Origin of the sequence: Paenibacillus sp. 22594, from assembly GCF_052044425.1 — a bacterium.
In the GTDB taxonomy this organism is placed as follows: domain Bacteria; phylum Bacillota; class Bacilli; order Paenibacillales; family Paenibacillaceae; genus Paenibacillus_AQ.
The window spans coordinates 210,904-230,386 of sequence record NZ_JBQENA010000009.1 but is presented as its reverse complement, the minus strand read 5'-3'; the positions used below and the strand labels follow the sequence as shown (position 1 = coordinate 230,386).

The 19,483-nt window shown below is 54.0% G+C and carries 17 protein-coding genes; 11 read left to right on the top strand and 6 right to left on the bottom strand.

Annotated features, from left to right (window positions below):
- Nucleotides 1–63 precede the first annotated feature (63 nt).
- Nucleotides 64–1,089, bottom strand: coding sequence for a hypothetical protein (locus ACTJKB_RS25055; protein WP_440837053.1), 1,026 nt, complete (start codon nucleotides 1,087–1,089; stop codon nucleotides 64–66).
- 112 nt (nucleotides 1,090–1,201) lie between these two features.
- Nucleotides 1,202–2,059, bottom strand: a complete 858-nt coding sequence (locus tag ACTJKB_RS25050; protein WP_440837052.1) for a helix-turn-helix domain-containing protein — start codon at nucleotides 2,057–2,059, stop codon at nucleotides 1,202–1,204.
- Between the two features lie 143 nt (nucleotides 2,060–2,202).
- Here ACTJKB_RS25050 and ACTJKB_RS25045 point away from each other — a divergent pair, with 143 nt between their 5' ends.
- From ACTJKB_RS25045 to ACTJKB_RS25035, 3 genes are all read left to right on the top strand, one after another.
- Nucleotides 2,203–4,482: a beta-L-arabinofuranosidase domain-containing protein gene (locus ACTJKB_RS25045; RefSeq protein ID WP_440837051.1), complete on the top strand. Its 2,280-nt coding sequence runs from the start codon at nucleotides 2,203–2,205 to the stop codon at nucleotides 4,480–4,482.
- A gap of 73 nt (nucleotides 4,483–4,555) precedes the next feature.
- Nucleotides 4,556–5,629 carry a M24 family metallopeptidase gene (locus ACTJKB_RS25040; RefSeq protein WP_440837050.1) on the top strand — a complete coding sequence of 358 codons (1,074 nt, stop codon included), beginning with the start codon at nucleotides 4,556–4,558 and terminating at the stop codon, nucleotides 5,627–5,629.
- Between the two features lie 172 nt (nucleotides 5,630–5,801).
- Nucleotides 5,802–7,604 (top strand): NAD(P)H-hydrate dehydratase, encoded by a 1,803-nt coding sequence (locus ACTJKB_RS25035; RefSeq protein ID WP_440837080.1) that lies wholly within the window; start codon nucleotides 5,802–5,804, stop codon nucleotides 7,602–7,604.
- Nucleotides 7,605–7,741: 137 nt separating this feature from the next.
- On the opposite strand, the gene ACTJKB_RS25030 is transcribed toward ACTJKB_RS25035, so the two are convergent.
- Together ACTJKB_RS25030 and ACTJKB_RS25025 are read right to left on the bottom strand one after the other, a co-directional pair.
- Nucleotides 7,742–8,197, bottom strand: coding sequence for a hypothetical protein (locus ACTJKB_RS25030; protein WP_440837049.1), 456 nt, complete (start codon nucleotides 8,195–8,197; stop codon nucleotides 7,742–7,744).
- A 65-nt stretch (nucleotides 8,198–8,262) separates the two neighbouring features.
- Nucleotides 8,263–9,162: an SDR family oxidoreductase gene (locus tag ACTJKB_RS25025; protein ID WP_440837048.1), complete on the bottom strand. Its 900-nt coding sequence runs from the start codon at nucleotides 9,160–9,162 to the stop codon at nucleotides 8,263–8,265.
- Between the two features lie 182 nt (nucleotides 9,163–9,344).
- Here ACTJKB_RS25025 and ACTJKB_RS25020 point away from each other — a divergent pair, with 182 nt between their 5' ends.
- From ACTJKB_RS25020 to sdaAA, 4 genes are all read left to right on the top strand, one after another.
- Nucleotides 9,345–9,959 carry a DUF4269 domain-containing protein gene (locus ACTJKB_RS25020; protein ID WP_440837047.1) on the top strand — a complete coding sequence of 205 codons (615 nt, stop codon included), beginning with the start codon at nucleotides 9,345–9,347 and terminating at the stop codon, nucleotides 9,957–9,959.
- Nucleotides 9,956–10,399, top strand: coding sequence for a GNAT family N-acetyltransferase (locus ACTJKB_RS25015; RefSeq protein ID WP_440837046.1), 444 nt, complete (start codon nucleotides 9,956–9,958; stop codon nucleotides 10,397–10,399). Before ACTJKB_RS25020 ends, ACTJKB_RS25015 begins: the two co-directional genes overlap by 4 nt.
- A gap of 71 nt (nucleotides 10,400–10,470) precedes the next feature.
- Nucleotides 10,471–11,181 carry an L-serine ammonia-lyase, iron-sulfur-dependent subunit beta gene (gene sdaAB, locus ACTJKB_RS25010; protein ID WP_440837045.1) on the top strand — a complete coding sequence of 237 codons (711 nt, stop codon included), beginning with the start codon at nucleotides 10,471–10,473 and terminating at the stop codon, nucleotides 11,179–11,181.
- Nucleotides 11,178–12,056, top strand: coding sequence for an L-serine ammonia-lyase, iron-sulfur-dependent, subunit alpha (sdaAA, locus tag ACTJKB_RS25005; RefSeq protein WP_440837044.1), 879 nt, complete (start codon nucleotides 11,178–11,180; stop codon nucleotides 12,054–12,056). The genes sdaAB and sdaAA overlap by 4 nt, the downstream gene beginning before the upstream one ends.
- Nucleotides 12,057–12,105: 49 nt before the next feature.
- Here the strand turns inward: sdaAA and ACTJKB_RS25000 are convergent, their stop codons facing one another.
- The gene (locus ACTJKB_RS25000) at nucleotides 12,106–12,408 is read right to left on the bottom strand and encodes a hypothetical protein (RefSeq protein WP_074086701.1); all 303 of its coding nucleotides are present in this window, start codon (nucleotides 12,406–12,408) and stop codon (nucleotides 12,106–12,108) included.
- Nucleotides 12,409–12,478: 70 nt separating this feature from the next.
- Here ACTJKB_RS25000 and ACTJKB_RS24995 point away from each other — a divergent pair, with 70 nt between their 5' ends.
- On the top strand, nucleotides 12,479–12,670 hold the full coding sequence (locus ACTJKB_RS24995) for a YwbE family protein (RefSeq protein WP_020426781.1): 192 nt from the start codon (nucleotides 12,479–12,481) through the stop codon (nucleotides 12,668–12,670).
- A 34-nt stretch (nucleotides 12,671–12,704) separates the two neighbouring features.
- Here ACTJKB_RS24995 and ACTJKB_RS24990 read toward each other — a convergent pair whose 3' ends face one another.
- On the bottom strand, nucleotides 12,705–13,517 hold the full coding sequence (locus ACTJKB_RS24990) for an HNH endonuclease (protein WP_440837043.1): 813 nt from the start codon (nucleotides 13,515–13,517) through the stop codon (nucleotides 12,705–12,707).
- A 208-nt stretch (nucleotides 13,518–13,725) separates the two neighbouring features.
- Between ACTJKB_RS24990 and ACTJKB_RS24985 the strand changes: the two genes are divergently transcribed.
- From ACTJKB_RS24985 to ACTJKB_RS24975, 3 genes are all read left to right on the top strand, one after another.
- Entirely contained in the window at nucleotides 13,726–14,742 is a 1,017-nt protein-coding gene (locus ACTJKB_RS24985) for a LacI family DNA-binding transcriptional regulator (RefSeq protein ID WP_440837042.1), read from the top strand.
- Nucleotides 14,743–14,829: 87 nt separating this feature from the next.
- A complete protein-coding gene (locus tag ACTJKB_RS24980) occupies nucleotides 14,830–16,170 on the top strand; it encodes a glycoside hydrolase family 30 protein (RefSeq protein ID WP_440837041.1) in 1,341 nt (446 codons plus the stop codon).
- A 40-nt stretch (nucleotides 16,171–16,210) separates the two neighbouring features.
- Nucleotides 16,211–19,450 carry a cellobiose phosphorylase gene (locus ACTJKB_RS24975; RefSeq protein WP_440837040.1) on the top strand — a complete coding sequence of 1,080 codons (3,240 nt, stop codon included), beginning with the start codon at nucleotides 16,211–16,213 and terminating at the stop codon, nucleotides 19,448–19,450.
- The last annotated feature ends 33 nt before the right edge of the window (nucleotides 19,451–19,483 follow it).

The window sequence follows — 19,483 nt, the reverse complement described above, 5'->3', positions numbered from 1 at the left end:
GCCAACCAAGCAACCCCCGGACCTTCACCAACTGAAGGTTCGGGGGTTGCTTGTGTAGATCGCTCAGGCCAATGGAACGGGGAAATTATTCGGTGTGCTGCTCCAGGGCTCAGGGAAAGAACGGTCTGGATAAATCGACTCAAAAAAGGCATAGCCGACAGGATCATACGCTTTCAATTCCTCACGGGTATTGACCGGGCCACGGACGCCATCCCACGTACCATCGCTGCTCTCGGCCATAACATTAAACCAGATGGCCGTTAGAGTCGCGAAGTATTCTTCGTAATTCGAGATGGCATAGGTTCCAGGCCAAAGGTTATTCGAGGCAGCATGCTCATAGGCATCAACAAGCTGCTTGGCTAATGTCTGGTCTTCCAGATTATTAATACCGATTAAATGGACGGCATGCCCGAATTCATGGGCCACAATGGATTCATTTTTGTATTTGGTCTGAGCGGAACCTTCTACATAACGCATAACATTCTTTTCCGATACCGAAGTCACGGGGATGGTTGGAGTTCCGCCGAAGCCCTCTACGGGATATTGTAAGAAATCCGTTCCGCCGCGATGCTCCGGTATGTCGTATGCATCTTCCTGCAGGCCATAAATAGCCAGGGCAGCATGAAGCTCTGCCATCTTCTTCGCGATCTCAGGCCTTTTACATAACATGATTTCAATCATCTCACATGCCTTCTCATGTACAGCATAGTCAACCCGGGCCGAGGATTTAATCAGAATTCCTGATGTAGTGCGGGTGAACCGGGTATAGAAGTGTTCCAGATTCTTAACAGGATAGGAGTGATGAATGGTTGGCCCAACGACCGATAGCGTAACTTTACCTAAATCACTAAACTGTATGGGGTTCTGCAGACTTAGGGTGGTTCTCCGTTTAGACTTCTCGTATACACAACGGGTGTCCCAGGCTTCGGGATCATCGTTATTGCACAGCGGCTGCTTCACTCCATGAAGCTCCACTGAAAAAGACCCCGGATCATTGGCCCCTTTTGCATCAGCGTTCCAATAGATTTCGATTCTTTGGAGATCAATAAATCGGACGGCAGAAATGTTCAATTCAGCATGTTCTATCATAGAATCCCCCTGTAAGGTTGTTTTGCGGAAACCGCTTACTTTTAGGATAGCATCAATTTCTCTGAAAAACGGTAGCGCAAACCTTACTTAAAGTGGACTATGCAGCATTCCATTATTTTTTATTATAGTGCTTGTAAAAAAAGGTTTTTCGATACTCGGTGGGGGTGACACTCTCATATTTTTTGAACAAACGCATGAAATACTTCGAATCCTCATATCCGGCATCCGAGGCGATTTCGTTAATGCTTAGATCCGTCTCGGTTAACAGTTCTTTCGCATGCTTCAGTCTGAATTTGATAATCTGCTCCGAAATCCCGATCCCCGTATTTTTCTTATAAATTCTGGATAAATAATTTTTATTATATTTGAAATGATCGGCAATATGTTCAAGCGTAATATCCTCAAAGGCATGGATTCTGATCCAGTCCTGGATGGGCTGCAGCCGGTTGCCGTTAAATTCTTTCTGGATAAGATAATCCATGATTTCCGAGGTCAATTCGTGTAATAGACAGGTCAGATAAGCATTCAAGTAGGTTTGTCTTTTATTTTTCTGATACAAGTCGAGCAGCTGATTGAACATGATGTGAAAGCGTTTGGAGTCGATTTTGTTGGTGTAAACGGGCAGAACAATCATTTCATCCAGATTGTTATCGTTAATTTCCTGGATGACCTCCGCTTCAGTCCTGAGCTGCAGATTGCTTGCTGCGAAGTGCAGCCAGTGAAATTTGATCCGGCCTTCACAATATTTGAGTCCCCGGTGAAGCGTGTGCGGAGGAATCACAAGAATCTCACCGGATTCAATAGCGTAGGGGGTATTGTTGCAATCAATGTGCAGGGTTGAATCTATAGGACTGATAATTTCATAGCTGTCGATGATCCTTTCTTTATGAATCCAGGGCCGATCCGAAATAAAAGTTCCGGCAGAAATGAGGGCTGCTTGACCTGAATATTCCTTATCAACGAAGTACATAGCTTAAGCTCCTCCCATATTCGAAATTGCCATATAGTAAATATAATCCACCTATTCTTTTTTTCAACTACCGACAGTAAATTTTATTTCTTGTAACATGGATGATGTGAAAGCGATTAAAAGTACGCGTAGGAGGAAAGCCGATGTCGAATACATTGAGTGCTCTGGAAATTGTCCAAAAGGACATTGAGGCCCTGCATCTTGGAAATCTCAAAACTGTAGAGTTTGATATCACCTTGCCGACCGAAGGCAAAAACGGTTCGCAAATTACTTGGGTCTCGAAAGATGATCGCTGGATTGACGGTTCCGGGAAAGTACACCAGCCTGAGTATGGTAAAGGGGACCGGGTCGTTCCTGTGACCGCCACCTTCAGTTTTGGTGGGGCGAGTCTTCAAAAGGTTTTTGAAGTGAAGATCCTGGAGGAGAAGAATAGAATCCAGGTTGAAAAGATTTTCCCAATTTATATTCGGCGTGAAGTGAACAAGGAATTTCATCTGCCTTCCGTTGTCTCCATTCAAACGGTAAGCGGAGATGTACTGGCCCATTCGGTGACATGGCGTGGGGGCGACAAACGGAATTATGCTGATATCGGGGAGCAAAGTGCGTTTGGCATTCTGACGGATACGATCTATGAGGTAGAGGCCGTTATCCTGATAGAGAACAGCACTCCCAAAACGGGCGATAGAAAGCAACAACTGAATGCAGTCCCGACTAAGAAGGTGCACCTGGAAGGCTCCTCCTTGCCAAAAATTGCCCAGGACCGGAGACTGGAGTTTCTGCTTACGGTTGACGATGACCAAATGCTGTACAATTTCAGGAAGGCCGCCGGTCTGGACACAGCAAATGCTCCGGCGATGATTGGCTGGGACTCGGAGGACAGCTTGCTGAAAGGGCATACCACCGGGCACTACCTCTCTGCCCTGGCTTTATGCTATGCCTCAACCGGCAATGAGCAGATTTACACAAAATTGAACTACATGATCGAAGAGTTGAACAAGGTGCAGTTGGCCTTTGAGGCGGATGACCGCTACCATTACGGATTTATTAGCGCATATTCCGAAGAGCAGTTTGATTTGCTGGAGGTATATACACGTTATCCGGAAATCTGGGCTCCGTATTATACCCTGCACAAAATTTTGGCCGGTCTATTGGATGGCTATAATATTGCGGGCATCGGACTGGCGCTGACCATCGCCGACAAGCTGGGAGACTGGGTCTACAACCGCTTAAGCGCGCTGCCGCAGGGGCAATTGAAGAAAATGTGGAGCATGTATATTGCCGGAGAATACGGCGGCATCAATGAATCCCTGGCTGAGCTCTTTACTTATACCCATAAGGAACATCATATTCTTGCGGCAAAGCTGTTCGATAATGACCGCTTGTTCTTTCCGATGACGCAGCAGGTGGATGCTCTGGGCGCGATGCATGCCAATCAGCACATCCCGCAAATCGTCGGAGCCTTCAAAATTTTCGAAGCTACAAAAGAAGATAAATATTATGAGCTCTCCAGATTCTTCTGGGAATCGGTTGTGGATGCGCATATCTACTCCATTGGCGGAACCGGTGAAGGGGAAATGTTCAAGCAGCCGTACAAAATAGGCGCACATCTTACGGAGCATACGGCTGAAACCTGTGCCTCTTACAATATGCTGAAGCTGACCAAGCAGCTATATATGTATGAGAAGGATGTAAAGTATATGGATTATTACGAGCGAACCATGATCAACCATATTCTTTCTTCAACGGATCATGAATGCCTGGGTGCCAGCACCTACTTTATGCCGACCCTTCCGGGCGGACAAAAAGGGTTCGATGAGGAGAACTCCTGCTGTCATGGGACGGGCCTGGAAAACCACTTCAAGTATGCCGAGGCGATTTTCTTCGAGGATGCGGATTCCTTATATGTCAATTTGTTTGTTTCGTCTGTCCTGGAGGATGCGGAGAAGGGACTGAAAGTTGTACAATCCGTTCCTGAGGTGTTCACCGGTGAGCTTGAGCTTAACATTGAGACGCTGGCGAGAACCAGCCTGAAGATCCGCAAGCCCTATTGGCATCAGGGAAAGGTCTTGGCTTATGTGAATGGCACAGAAGTTCAGGCTGTAGAAGAAAACGGATACATCGTTCTGTCCCGGAACTGGAGCAAGGGCGAAAAAGTGAGCATCAAGTTTAATCCGGAGTTGCGTTTGGAATATACACCGGATCAAGCCGATCTCGCTTCGGTAGCCTTTGGCCCTTATATTCTTGCTGCTGTGTCACCTCAGAAGGAGTACTACGAACTACCGGTCCATGAGGGAAATATTACGGAGCAATTTGAACGGGTTGCACACTCCAACCGCTTTATCTATAAAGATCAGAAGCTTGAATTTGCTCCGTTGGCTGAATTGAACCATGAGCACTATCATTTGTATATAAAAACTATATAAAACTATATGACAAGACGCTGGGAGGGATTAATACATTCCTCCCTTCTGTTATGAAGAAGGAGAGTAATGCAAGATGAATCGGATTGAACGTTTGTTGAAAAAAATGTCAGATGAGCATCTTCCGGCCCTATATGTGAGCAATCCTAAAAATGTCCGCTATTTATGCGGGTTTACAGGAGAAGATTCAGCTTTGCTGCTTACAGCAAATGAAATCTATTTTATTACGGACAGCCGTTATGTGGAGCAGGCCCGCGAGGAGCTAAGCGACCGGATTCAGATTGTATGCTGGAAACAATCACTACTAGATGAAGCGGCGGCAATCATCCACAAACAAAACATTCAAGAGGTTGGATTTGAAGGGGGACATTTGAGCTACAGCGATGGAGAGCATTTCAAATCGCTAGTTCAAGTGAAGGCCAGAACAGCAGACGGCTGGGTGGAGGAGTTCCGCGCTGTAAAGGACGATGATGAAATCCGCAAGACCATAGAGGCGGTAAAAATTGTTGATCAGACGTTCATACACATTCTAAATTATATCCGTCCGGGCCTTTCGGAGAAGCAGGTAGCTGCTGAAATGGAATACTTCATGAAGCAGAAAGGATCGGAGAAGACCTCCTTCGACACGATCGTTGCCTCAGGTATTCGCTCCTCTTATCCTCATGGTGAGGCAAGCGGGAAAGTCATCGAACAGGGAGATATGGTCATACTGGATTTTGGCGCAACCTTCCAAGGGTATGTCTCAGATATCACCAGAACAGTTGCGGTAGGCCAGCCCCATCCGCGTCTTGAAGAAATGTATGATTTGGTGCTGGAGGCGGAGCTGGCAGGCGTAAACGCAATTCGTCACGGCATGATAAGCAAGGAGCTGGATTCAATTATCCGCAGTCCCTTCATAAGAGAAAATGTGAATGACCTGTTCAATCACGGTGCCGGCCACAGCATCGGGCTGGATATTCATGAAGCGCCTTATATCAGTTATCGGGCTGAGTACTCGTTTGTTGAGAATACAATCATGACGGTTGAGCCGGGTCTGTACTTGCCGGGCATTGGCGGAGTACGGATTGAGGATGATGTTCTGGTCGGAGCCGAGAAGAGCCGGGTGTTGACGAGAGCACCCAAGAGTGATTTAATCGTGTTGCCGTTTTAATAAATCCGGGTCAAGCTCTGCTCTCCACCGGCGATGCCGGGTGACTATTTGCGGGCGGATACGCCGGCTGTGGAGCCGGGTACACCCTGTATAGAAAATGAGGACATTCAAATTTCTGCAGCCGGCCCGGCGAATATCATGGTCTGAAACGGCGGAGAGGGGACGGAACTATATGTATTTGGTTACTGCGGAGCAAATGCGGGAGCTGGACCGCGCGACGATCGAACGGCTGGGCATTCCGGCGGTTGCGCTGATGGAGAATGCCGGACGGGCGATTGCGGAAGAGATCGTCCGCTTTTGCCGTGGGCGGAGGCGTGTGTTCGCAGAGGGTTCGGGCTTTGGGCATCCGGCGGTTGATGGAGGTTTCCGGGCGGGTGGAGCTAATGCGGCGGATGGCTGGTATGTGAGGGGCACGGATAGAGCTCTGGAGGCAGGGTGTCCGGCAGGAGCGGATAGAGCTGGAGATGCTCTGGGGGCCGGAAACCCGGCGGGCGCGGATTGCCGGAACCGCGCATGGGACGGGCACACCGGGGAACACGGTGCGCTATTCTCGGTCAGCGGCGATGCCGCGCTGACCCTGGAGCATGGCGGCGACGAGCACTGGCTCGTGCTGGTCGGCAAAGGCAATAACGGCGGCGACGGCATCGCCGCCGCAAGGCATCTGCGTGAGGCGGGTATCGCCGTCACGCTGGTGTATGCGGCCGCGCCGGAGTCGCTGGCCGGCGAAGCCGCGCTGCAGCAGAATGCTGCAGCAGCCATGGGCCTGCCCGCCGTAGTCTACGGCCGGGACCGGGTGGACTTTGCCGCATGCAGCGGCATCCTGGATGCGCTGCTCGGCACCGGCAGCGCGGGAGCCCCGCGCGGTGCCTATGCGGAGCTGATTGCCGCTGCGAACGGCAGCGGCAGACCTATTGTGTCCGCAGACATCCCGAGCGGGCTGGATGCGGACACAGGCCAGGCGCATGAGCCCTGCATTCATGCGGCAGTGACGGTCTGCCTCGCGTTCCTTAAACGCGGGCTGCTGCAGTATCCCGGCGCAGCGAGCGCCGGGCAGGTGGTGGTCCGCTCCATCGGCATCCCGGCTGCCTTGGCCCGGGAGAGCGGCGTCCAGGCCAGCCTGCTGACGCCGGAGGTGCTGCGGACACGTCTGCAGGTCGACGTGTCGCGCCGCCGTTCGCCCGAAGGCCACAAGGGCACCTACGGGCATGTACTGGTGGCGGCAGGAACCTTAAGCATGAGCGGCGCCGGCCTGCTCGCTTCCCGCGCTGCGCTGCGCGCCGGCTGCGGCCTGGTGACCTGGGCGCTGCCTACGATGCTGCTTCCCTATGTCATCGGAGCGGCCCCGGAGCTGATGCTGGCAGCGGCCGGCGGAGAGGACGGAGCCTGGAGCGCCGGGACTGCCGCCGAAGTGTTGCGGCTCAGCAGCGGAAGAGATGTCACCGCCGTAGGACCGGGGCTTGGCCGGTTTGAAGGCGACGGGGAATGGCTGCGTGCGCTGTGGGAAGGCATCGAAGCTCCTCTGGTCATCGATGCCGATGCACTGAACATTCTGGCGGACAGTGAGTACAGCTCCTGGACAAGCCGCCGCCATCCGGTGATCCTGACACCTCATCCGGGGGAAATGGCCCGGCTGGCCCGGCTATCTACGGCTGAGGTGCAGCGGGACCGGATCGGTCTGGCACTGGCTTATGCCCGGGAGCACGGGGTTACCCTAGTGCTCAAAGGAGCTCACACGGTCATTGCAACGCCTGAGGGCGAGGCTTATGTGAATATCACGGGCCATCCGGGTATGGGAACCGGCGGTGCGGGCGATGTGCTGACCGGCATGATTGCCGGATTGCTCGCACAGGGGCTGAATGCCGCGCAGGCAGCGGCCTTTGGGGTCTATCTGCACGGGCTGGCGGGTGAGAGAGCGGCCTGCCTGCGCCATGATCCGGCGGCGTTGACCGCCGGGGATATCATCGAGGCGCTCTGAGCCCGGAGGGCAGGGCGGTGTTATACGTTTGCAAGGCTCTAACGGTGCTGGGGTATTCACAACACATCCCAACTCACCGTGCGTTCGCGGGTGCGCAAATGCAGCTAAGCGGAGGGGACATCCCCCCTAAGTGCAGCCTAGAACAGCACCAGGCAGAGCAGCGGGACAAACAGGGCAAATACCGGGAGCAGGAGCGGCTGGCGCTCTCCGGCCAGCTGTGCAAGCCGGAACAGCAGCAGAGCGAAAATTCCGGCGATGCCGCAGGTTACCGCATCCCCTCCCTGTTCCGAGGCGATCCACAGGCCTGCACCATAGCCGGCGGCCGCGTACAGGAAGAGGGCCGGGACGAGCGAAGTGGAGCGGAACACGCGAAGCAGCGCATCCGCGACCAGCGCAGCCGGCAGTCCGTAGGCATAGATGGCGTAAGGCACTGAGGTTGGCCAGCCTTCCGGGACGCCATCGGTATGCGGGAATCCCAGCATCACGAGGGAGACCAGCATAAATGTCAAACCGGCGGCAGACAGTTTAGTTAATGCGTACATCCCTGCGCTTAGACGGACGGACGGAAGATTGTAATCCTTTATCTTGTTCATTTATTTAACATCCTTTCAGGGAAGTGAACACGGCTGCCGGGATCATCCATTTCTTCGGCGGCTGTTTAGCTTGTAACCATGTCCCCTCCGTTAACATGAATACAGGTTCCAGTGACATAAGAGGAATCGGGACCCGCTAAATAGACATAGGCTCCGGCCAGCTCATAGGGCTGGGCAGCCCGCTTGAATGGGGTGTCGCTACCAAAAACGCTGGTCTCTTCAGCAGAAAAGCTGGAAGGAATCAACGGGGTCCATACGGGTCCGGGAGCCACGCTGTTTACACGGATCCCCTGATCGGCCAGCGACAGGGCGAGCGAGCGGGTGAACGAGACAATAGCGCCTTTGGTAGACGAATAATCGATAAGGTCTTTTTTTCCCTGATAAGCCGTAATAGAAGCTGTATTGATGATCGTTGCCCCGCGTTCCATATGCGGAAGTGCAGCCTGTGTCAGGAAAAAGAACGGGAAGATATTCGTGCGGTACGTCTCGTAGAGCTGCGCCTCCGAGATATCCAGAAGGCTCTGCTGCGGATACTGCACACCATGATTGTTGACCAGGATGTCCATTTTGCCGAAGGTCTTCACGGTATGTTCCACCGCCTGAGTACAATTTGCTTTATACCGCAAATCCGTCTGAATCCTCAGGCAGCGTTGCCCCAGCTCTTCAATACGCCGCTGTGTGGCTTCCGCATCCGAAGCTTCGTATAAGTAGGCAATGGCGACGTCGGCCCCTTCTTTGGCAAAAGCGATCGCAGCGGCTTTACCGATCCCGCTGTCTCCGCCCGTGATGAGTGCCACTTTGCCGCTCAGCTTTCCGCTGCCGCGGCTCTCCGGGTTCTCGCTGATGGGCCGGGGCTGCATCAGACTCTCCAGGCCCGGCTGGCGGTCCTGGTGCTGCGGGGGGAAGCCTATAGGCTGCACACGGCAGACCGTACGTTCCCCGTAATAGGGGTAAACAGGATTCATTAGCGACACTCCTCAGATGCGTTCTGGTTTCCTGTATATTTTTATGCATGCGCCCAGAAAAGCGTGCGCCTCTGCTGTCCGCTGCCTCACAGAAGATAAGAAACCGGTTATCAAAGTTGCTGCACTTGGGGAAATTGGATGATAGATTAAAAGGATCAGCGAGTACAACAGGAGGTGAAGCGATGCTGGAGAGGAACGGCGGTTCTGGCCGAGCTGAGGGGGAGCGGGGCAACGAAGTGCTGAGAGAGGTACGGCGTTTATTGCGTGAGCTGCGCATCATGGAGCTGCTGGCGGAATATCATCCGCTACTGGCGGGAACGGTCCCCTTGGGAATTCAGGTGGAGGGCAGTGATCTGGATATTATTTGTGAGGTGCATGATTCCCGGCGTTTTATCGCTGAGGCCCGAAGTCATTTCGGTCAGCTGGAGGAGTTCTGTGCGGTCACCCGTACGGTAGAGGGGATCATCCGCACTAAGATTAATTTCCGGGCAGGCGGGTGGCAGGTCGAGCTGTTCGGCCAGCCCTTAGCCACGGAGAAGCAGAATGCCTGGCTGCATATGCAGGTGGAAGGACGGATACTGAGCCTGCTGGGGCCCGGCTTTCGAGAAGAAGTGCTCTTTCTGAAGTCCGGAGGCATGAAGACAGAGCCCGCTTTTGCCAAGCTGCTGAGGCTGGAAGGCGATCCCTACGAGGCTATGCTGTCTCTTGGCAGACTGACTCTGGAAGAGCTCGCCGCAATTTGCCAACGTGCTTATCCATACATACTAAATCCAAATGGAAATGGGGAAAGAGAATGAACTACAGACCCATGATTGCCGGTGATTATGAAGCCGCATATCAGTTATGGGAGAATACGCCGGGAATGAACCTAAGTGCTGCGGACTCCCGGGAAGAAATTCTCCGCTATCTGGAGCGTAACCCCGGAATGAGCCAGGTCTGCGAGAACGAAGACGGCACCCTTGCCGGTACAGCGTTGTGCGGACATGACGGACGCAGGGGATATATGTATCATGTCGCGGTCAGCGGACACAACCGCGGCAAGGGAGTCGGCCGTGGGTTGGTTTCACGTTGTCTGGACAAGCTGCTGCAGGAGGGTATCGATAAATGTCATCTGATGGTGATTGAGGGTAATAGCCTCGGCCGCAGCTTCTGGGGTGGGATCGGGTGGCAGGAACGGGAGGGTATTCTCCTGTTCTCCCGGAATACTTTTCACGTAACAGATAATGTCATGGTGTAGCTTTTACGCTGCTGCAGTATAATATAGAAGTGAAGTATATTGTCGAATTTTGATAGGTGGAGATCTGAACAATGCGGTTCAAAGATGTATTCTCAATTATCGGTCCGGCCATGGTCGGGCCTTCCAGCTCGCATACAGCAGGTGCGGCGAGGATCGGCAGGGCTGCCCGGCAGGTGCTGGGTGAGCCAGCGTCTGAGGCCGAGGTGACTTTCTTCGGCTCTTTTGCTGCGACGTATCAAGGGCATGGAACAGACCGGGCGATTGCCGGGGGGCTGCTGGATTTCGCTACGGATGACTCCCGTCTGCCCGATTCCATCGAGCTCGCTGAAGAAGCCGGGATGGCTATTTCCTTCGGTCAGGGAACGGGGCTCTTCCCTCATCCCAATACAGTACGGCTGCGTTTGACGGGTGCTCAGACAGGTACGGAATTAACGCTGACCGGAATATCCATTGGCGGCGGAAATATCGAAATTGTTGATATAGACGGATTCGGAGTTAAGCTTACAGGAATGTATCCCACGGTGCTGATTAATCATATGGATTACCTGGGGGTGCTCGCCAGTGTTACGGATGTCATGCGCAGAGGCCACTTCAATATCGGGCATATGTCGCTGGACCGTAAAAACCGCAGCGGTGCGGCTCTGACGGTTCTGGAGCTGGATGAATCTGCGACTCCTGAGCTATTGCAAGAGCTGAGTGCTCTGCCTGCTGTCCAATCCGTCAAAGTGGTGGATCTGAATGAAACTCTGCAAGAACAGAAAGGGAAGGACAACACACCATGAATTTTCAAACCTTAAGCCAGCTGGCTGTATTATGCGAGGAACGGGGAATGGATATCGGCGCCTTGATGCTGGAGGAGCAGAGCAAAGAATCCGGACGGTCCAAGGAACAGGAATTTGCTACCATGAGCCAGTATTATGGCGTGATGAAAGAAGCTGTCCACCGTGGCATGACTGAGGATACCACCTCGCGCAGCGGGTTGACCGGCCTGGACGCCCAGCGGGTTGCCGCCTACAACGCAGCGGATGAGCCTTGTCTCGGCGGACCTGCCGGTCAGGCCATGGCCTATGCGCTGGCTGTATCAGAGGTCAATGCGTCCATGGGACGCATTATCGCCACACCGACAGCCGGCTCCTGCGGAATTATTCCCGGCGTCTTTCTGAGCTGCCAGGAGCGTTTCGGCTGGGATGATGACTATATGGTATCCGGTCTGTTCGCCGCCGGAGCTATAGGATATGTGATTGCCAATAATTCGTTTGTCTCAGGCGCGGAAGGCGGCTGTCAGGCAGAGGTCGGCTCGGCTATCGGAATGGCAGCGGGAGCACTCACTGAACTGCGCGGAGGAACCCCGGCGCAAGCCGTGCATGCCGTTGGCCTCGCGCTCAAAAATACACTGGGGCTGATCTGTGATCCTGTGGGCGGACTTGTAGAGATTCCCTGCATCGTGCGCAACGGCTTCGGAGCCGTTACGGCGCTGGCTGCTGCCGATATGGCATTGGCCGGGGTACGCAGCGTGATTCCATCCGATGAGGTCATCAAGGTCATGCTTGAGGTTGGCTCGGCCATGCCGGAGAAGCACCGGGAGACGGCTGGGGGCGGACTGGCCCAGACTCCAACCGGACGGAAGATTATGAAGGATCTGAAGAATAAGAAATAGTCCGCAGCTTGTATTATGGACATCGGAAGCATATGCGCTCATCTGCGGATCAGAGCATATGGAACCTTTCGAGCTGCTCCCATTGCCCTTCCTGCCGGAGAATTTCCGGCTGTTTCGGTCCCATAAGATCGAAATGCGGGAAAGGCTTGCGGTTATGAATGTACCGGGACGGCAGCCCATGCTGCTCGCACCAGCTGTGCAGGCGGTCCAGATTGCTGCAGCCGACTTTGGTTACAGTGGTCATCCCCGGGAATCGCGGGTCCAGCCAATAATGGGTTAGGAAGGCGATCTCTCCTGCGGAGACCGCCTGTTTCCAGCGGGTCAATTCTGCTCTATTAATACCGAAGGCCATTGTTGTCTCATCCTTATCCTTAATCTGAAATATAGTAACTCCATTATAACTTAAGAAAGGGGAGCGCATCATGAACGGACAAGTTAGAGCGGATATCCGTGCCGGACTTGAGGTGGATATTGTGTTGAAGCAGGATCAGGCTACCGGCAAACTTACGCATGGCGTAGTCAAAGATATATTAACCAACTCGCCCCGCCATCCGCACGGTATCAAGGTACGGCTGGCTGACGGCCAAGTCGGACGGGTCAAACATATTACGTAAATTATAGGAGTGCTCCCGAGCCGGGAGCGCTTTTTTAGCGCCCCATAAATTCCTCCACGTACTGGTCGGCTTTGGTCTGGTTGCACAGATTGCAGGCGCAGACGCAGTTGTCCGGCGTAGTGTGGCCTCCTTTGGCGCGCGGCAGCAAATGATCAATGGTATCTCCGTACAAGCCGCAGAAATGGCAGGTATACTTGTCCCTGGTCAGAATAAAGGCGCGGAAATCCTTATTACTGTATATTCTGCGGATCGTGCGGCGGTTTACCACTACAGCGGCATGCTCTCTGACGAGCGTTACGGCAAGTTCCAGATCGATTTCCTGATGCCAGCGCCGGCCCTTGTCGCTGTGGCCCCGCATGAGAATCATGCCTTTGGACGACGGAATGAGTGCAGATGCATCCTGAGGATCTGGCTTCGGTCCTCTAATCTGTGGCGCCTTACGGCGGGGGTCGGCCCCGCGCGGCCGCGCTTTGCCCTTGATCCCGTGTGCCGGAGGAGCTGCTGGGTCTTCCTTGGAGCGTTCCGGCGAGGAAGCCTTATGGGCTCCAGGTACAGCGGACTTGGAAGCTGAAGCAGCCGGGTCCGGGGGGAGCGGATACCGCGTAAGCACGAGCGTATCGGTCAATCCGGAATCGGAGATCACGGTGGCTGCAGTCACAGTGGCTACTTTTCCCCGCACAGCAGGCTTGGGTTTATGCGCCAGAAGCTCCTTGCGGCACTCCCGGCAGGCACCGCGGCGGGACTGGCCCTTGGAGCGCTTGCCTGTACGCCTGCGGAATTCAGTTAGAGGTTTATACTGCTGACAGTAGGCGCACTGTTTGGTTAATGGCTGATGGGTATCGGTCATAGGTATGTGTGGAAGGCCGTGATAATCGCCTGTCCAGTCCCCTTCTTTTTTATGGTAGCTTTAGTATAGCGCAAAGTGCGGTGAATCACACAGCAGGCAGGGTAAGGTGCAGATCTCCTAATTTCTGCTGGACGGCGGCGTCCAAAGGCGTTAGAATGGCAGTGAATATAAAAGGGCTTTCATTTGGGGCCGGCGGGAGTGAACCGGATTGACAACGATATATGATATTGCCAAAAAAACCGGCTACTCGCCAACCACAGTGTCCAAGGCGTTCAATAATTATTCCGATGTGCGGGAGAAAACCCGCCAGGATATTTTGCGGGCGGCTAAGGAAATGGGGTATTTGCCCAACGCGCATGCCCGTACCTTGACTACCAAGAAGTCATGGACTATCGGTGTGCTGTTTGTGGAGGAGACCGGTGCGGGGATCCGCCATCCATTTTTCAGTGCGGTCATTGAGAGTTTCAAGCAGGTTGCGGTAGCCAAAGGCTATGCGCTGATGTTCATTTCCAAGGATGTCGGCGGCAAGCAGAGCGGATATCTGGAGAATTGCCGGATTCGCGGGGTGGATGGGGTTGTGGTCTTCCTGTCCGACTATGACGACCCTTATTTTCTGGAACTGCTCGAAAGTGATATTCCTACGGTTATTCTGGACTATGATACAGCGCAGTCGCATACGGTTTGCTCGGATAATATGGCAGGAGCGCAGCTGGCAGTGAATTACCTGGCGTCTTTGGGTCACCGGCGGATTGCTCATATTTCCGGAGGCGGGAACTCCTTTCCAGGAAGCCAGCGCGAGTTGGGATACATAGCAGCCATGGAGCTGCAGGGGCTTGAGGTGCGGGACGGCTACATCGCTGAGGGAGCTTTTTTTTCAAGGGAAAGCGGTTATGCAGCAATGCTGAAGCTGCTTGAGCTAGCGGAGCGTCCGACGGCTGTATTTGCTTCCGGTGACCTGCTGGCACTGGGCGCGGTGATGGCAGCCAAAGACAAAGGCCTCTCTGTACCTTCGGATATTTCAGTCATCGGGTATGATGATATCGAGCTTGCCGCCTATGTATCGCCGGCACTGACGACCATCCGGCAGGATACGGAAAGGCTCGGGACCCGGGCGGCGGAGATTCTGCTCGCTTCCATCGACGGTAAAGGACAAGAGAAGGAGGCATTGATGCTTCCTGTAGAGGTAGTGGTGCGGAACTCCTGCGCGCCGCCGGGCGGGGAATAAAAAGGTTCCGCCGGGTGCGCATTTTTTTTCGAAATAATCGAAACCGGTTTCGATTATCATATAAGCATAAAAAAGGAGCTGGATGAAATGACAAAGGCACGCACAGTGGTAACTGCCAGGGATACGGGAGAACGCTTAAGCCCCGGAGAGGCAATCGTATTCAGAGCCCGCACAACCGAAGAGCACGCAGATGTGCAATTACAGCCGGAACGGGAGTTTCAGCAAATGCTTGGTTTTGGCGGCGCTTTCACGGAGGCGGCGGCCTATACCTTGTCCCGGATGAGCCCCGGGAAGCGGGCCGAGGTCATCCGGAAGTATTTTCACCCTGAAGAAGGATTGAATTACAGCATGGGGCGTGTGCATATCCACAGCTGCGATTTTGCGCTCGGAAATTATACCTATGTGCAGGAGGGAGATACGGAGCTGGCGACTTTTGATATTTCCCATGACCACAAGTGGGTGCTTCCGCTGATCAAAGATGCGATGGAGGTGCGGGGCGGCCCCTTCACGATGCTGGCTTCCCCCTGGAGTCCCCCGGCCTGGATGAAGACCAATGGAGAGATGAACAACGGCGGTTCGCTGAAGCCGGAGTACGCAGCAGTCTGGGCGCGGTATTATACCAAATTCATTGAGGCCTACCGCAAGGAAGGCATTCCGGTCTGGGCTGTCTCCGTGCAGAATGAGCCGGCAGCCGTACAGACCTGGGATTCCTGCGTATACAGTGCGGAAGAGGAACGGGATTTTGTAAAAACCCATCTGGGCCCTGTGATGCATGAAGCGGGAATGGCGGATGTGAACATCGTCATCTGGGACCACAACCGCGATATCATGGTCGAACGCGCCTCCACCGTGTTATCCGACCCGGAAGCTGCCCGGTATGTATGGGGGACAGGCATTCACTGGTACGGCGGCGAGGAATTCGATAAGGTGGCCAAGGTGCATGAGCTTTTTCCGGATAAGCATCTGCTGTTCACGGAAGGCTGCCAGGAGGGCGGTGTGCGTCTGGGCGAATGGTTCACGGGTGAACGCTATGGACGGAATATGATCGGTGACCTGAATGCCTGGACCGAAGGTTATCTGGACTGGAATCTGGTGCTCGACGAGACCGGAGGGCCGAATCATGTGGGCAATCTCTGCGATGCTCCGGTGATTGCCGATACAACTTCCGATGAAGTCCATTACAACAGCTCCTATTATTACATCGGGCATTTCAGTAAATTCATTGTTCCCGGCGCTGTGCGTATTGGACTGGATTCAGCCGCTGAAGGCGTTCTGGCTACTGCATTCCGCAATCCGGACGGCAGCTTCGCCGTTGTCCTCATGAATGAGGGGGAAGAGCTGCGTAGCGTGACTCTGGGGCTTGGCGATGAGCTGGCCGCATGCGAGCTGCCGCCGCACTCCATTGCAACACATCTCATTTTTTCGTAATGCGTCTATTGCTGCAGTTTAATTTGAAGGAGGCAAATGTATGAGCCATTATTATTTTGATTCCGGCAACTTTGTGATTGAGCAGTTTCATGAGGGCAAGCCGTTTGCGAGCTTTCTGCCCGGACTGGCCGGATTGAAGGGCATTCCGATGTGGACCTTTTATGTGAACCGGGGTCAGGGAATTTCCAGCTTCGGGGTACGCGACAAAAACTCGCCGATCATGGAGTTTTCACCGGCGAATATTTCTTACAAGAACGTAGCTTCGTCCGGCTTCCGCACATTCATCAAGATAAAGGGTAATCCGGAAATATATGAACCGTTCCAGTCGGCACGGCCTGATTCCGATGCGAAACGCAAGATGACGATTCTTCCGAACGGGCTGACGATTGAGGAATCCCATGCGGGTTACGGATTAAAAACAACCGTCCACTATTTCAATCTGCCGAATGATGACTATGCAGCGTTGGTGCGGCGCGTAGAAATCGAAAATATTGGCGGCGGTGAGCTTGAACTGGAGCTTCTGGATGGTCTGCCGGAGATTTTGCCGTACGGTGTAGAGAATAGCGGTTACAAGGAGATCGGCAACCTGCTGCGCAGCTGGATGGAAGTATACAATCTGGATAACGGTATTCCGTTCTACAAGCTGCGCTCCAGCACCAATGATGATGCCCAGGTCAGCGAAATCCGCAGCGGGCATTTCTATCTGTCCTTCACAGCAGAAGGAGAGCGGCTGGCACCGGTTGTGGACTTCGAGACGGTGTTTGGGGGCAATACTTCCCTAGGTTTTCCGGAGCGTTTTGCTGGTCTTGAGCTTGCAGAACTGCTGGCACAGCCCCAGTATCCCGTCAATAAGGTTCCCTGCGGCTTCAGCGGCACGGCGCGGACGCTCGCTCCGGGCAGCAGGCTGACATTGAATACCATCATTGGGCACGTGAACGATATCGATAAAATCAACCGGAAAACGGCAGCCCTCTGCCGCGATGAATACATTACGTCCAAAGCCCGGGAAGCGGCCAGCCTGACCGACGAGCTGACTGCGGATATTGACACCCGAACCGCTTCGCCAATATTTGATGCGTACTGCCGGCAGTCCTATCTGGATAATTTCCTGCGCGGCGGCTATCCGTTCATTTTTGACAACGGAGGAGAAGGTTTTGTCGTGCACCTGTTCTCGCGCAAGCATGGCGACATGGAGCGAGACTACAACTTTTTCTCGCTGGCACCGGAGTATTACTCGCAGGGAAACGGGAATTTCCGCGATATGAACCAGAACCGGCGCAATGATGTCTTTTTCAATCCCCGGGTCGGCAGCTTCAACATTAAAATGTTCTACAGCCTGATTCAGGCGGATGGCTACAATCCGCTGAGTGTACAGGGGACCACCTTTGAAATTCTGCCAGGCAAGTCGCCGCAGCTTGCAGAATGGATTCATGGGGCGGCTGCCGATCATCAGGAAGAGCTGATGAAGCTCTGCGCGGGCCGTTTCACTCCCGGACGTCTGATCAATTATATTGCCGACCATGACGTTACATTAAAGGCGAGTGAGCAGGATTTCCTGAGCGGCGTGCTGGCTTTGTCTCAGCAGAATATTGAGGCAGCCTTCGGGGAAGGCTTCTGGTCTGATCACTGGACCTACAACCTCGATCTGGTGGAGGGCTATCTGGATATTTTCCCGGAATGCAGACAGGAGCTGCTCTTCGGAGATGAGAGTTATGCGTTCTATGACAGCCCGGCCTATGTACTGCCGCGCAGCGAGAAATATGTGCTGAGTGATGGCAGAGTACGTCAATATGGTGCTCTTCTGGAGGATGAGGAGAAGCTGCATCTGCTGAAGCGAAAGGCTTTGGAGACGCACTGGCTCCGTACCCGAGGCGGACATGGAGACATCTACCGTACCAGTCTGTTCGTGAAGATGCTGTCGCTGGCCTTGAACAAATTTGCCACATTGGACCCTTATGGCATGGGCGTGGAGATGGAGGGCAACAAGCCGGGCTGGAATGACGCTATGAACGGACTGCCGGGGTTATTCGGTTCAGGGATGAGCGAGACATTTGAGCTGAAGCGGATGATCGTCTTTTTGCTGGAGGTTCTGGAGAGCAATGTGCAGGGGACTGGAACTTCGGAATTAGCCGCCAAGCTTCCTGCGGAAATGTCCCTGTTGCTGGAGCAGGTGCACAGTGCGACAACCGCTGTTCTGGCAGGAGAGCTTGCGCAGTTTGAATACTGGAATACTGTATCGTCCGCACGTGAGTCCTACCGGGAGCATATCCGCTTTGGTATCACCGGGGAAGAGCGGCAGGTAACGCTTGCAGTGATTCTTGAGGCGCTGGGCAAATTCTTGCGCAAGATCGATATCGGGATTAATCTTGCAGTCGAACTGGGCGGCGGTCTGACCCCAACCTATTTCCGCTTTGAGGCTACGCGGTTTCAGGCGGTGACCGACGAGGCCGGCCAGCCGGTAATGAGCGGTTATGGTCTGCCCAAGGCGGTGGTGGAAGCGTTCGAAGCCTTCCCGCTGCCGTACTTTCTGGAGGGGCCGGCCCGCTGGCTGAAGACGCTGGACAATGAGGGCGAGGCCCGGGATATTTATAACCGGATCAAGCAAACGGAGCTGTATGATCCGGTTACGTCGATGTACCGCACATCGGTCTCTCTGGATAAGGAGTCCAATGAAATCGGACGGATGCGCGCGTTCACCCCGGGCTGGCTGGAGCGGGAGTCCAACTTCCTGCATATGTCCTACAAATATTTGCTGGAGCTGCTGAAGGCGGGGCTCTATGAGGAATTCTACGGGGAATTGACAACCTCGCTCATCCCTTTCCTCGACCCTGCAGTATATGGACGGAGTACCCTGGAGAACTCATCCTTCATTGCCACGGGCGGCAATCCCGATCCAGGCACGCACGGAAGGGGCTTCGTTGCCAGACTTAGCGGTTCCACCGCAGAGTTCCTGAGCATGTGGCGGACAATGATGGCCGGAAGCCGGGTATTTTCGGTGGTAGACGGGGAACTGGCTTTGTCCTTTGCCCCGGCACTTCCAAGCTGGCTGTTTGATGAGCAGGGGGAAGTATCCTTCACTTTCCTGGGAAAGACCCGGGTGACCTATCACAATCCGCGCCATCTGAATACTTTTGGTGAGGGAGGGGCTTCTATCCGTAGCCTGGCGCTGACCTACCGTGACGGCACCGTGAGCCGGATCACCGGTTCGCTGTTGCGCGGTACGGAGGCCGAGGCGCTGCGCCGGGGGGATGTCATCGAAATCCGGGCGGTGCTGGAGTAACGGACCCTGCCAGGCTTGCAAAACGGGCTGTAA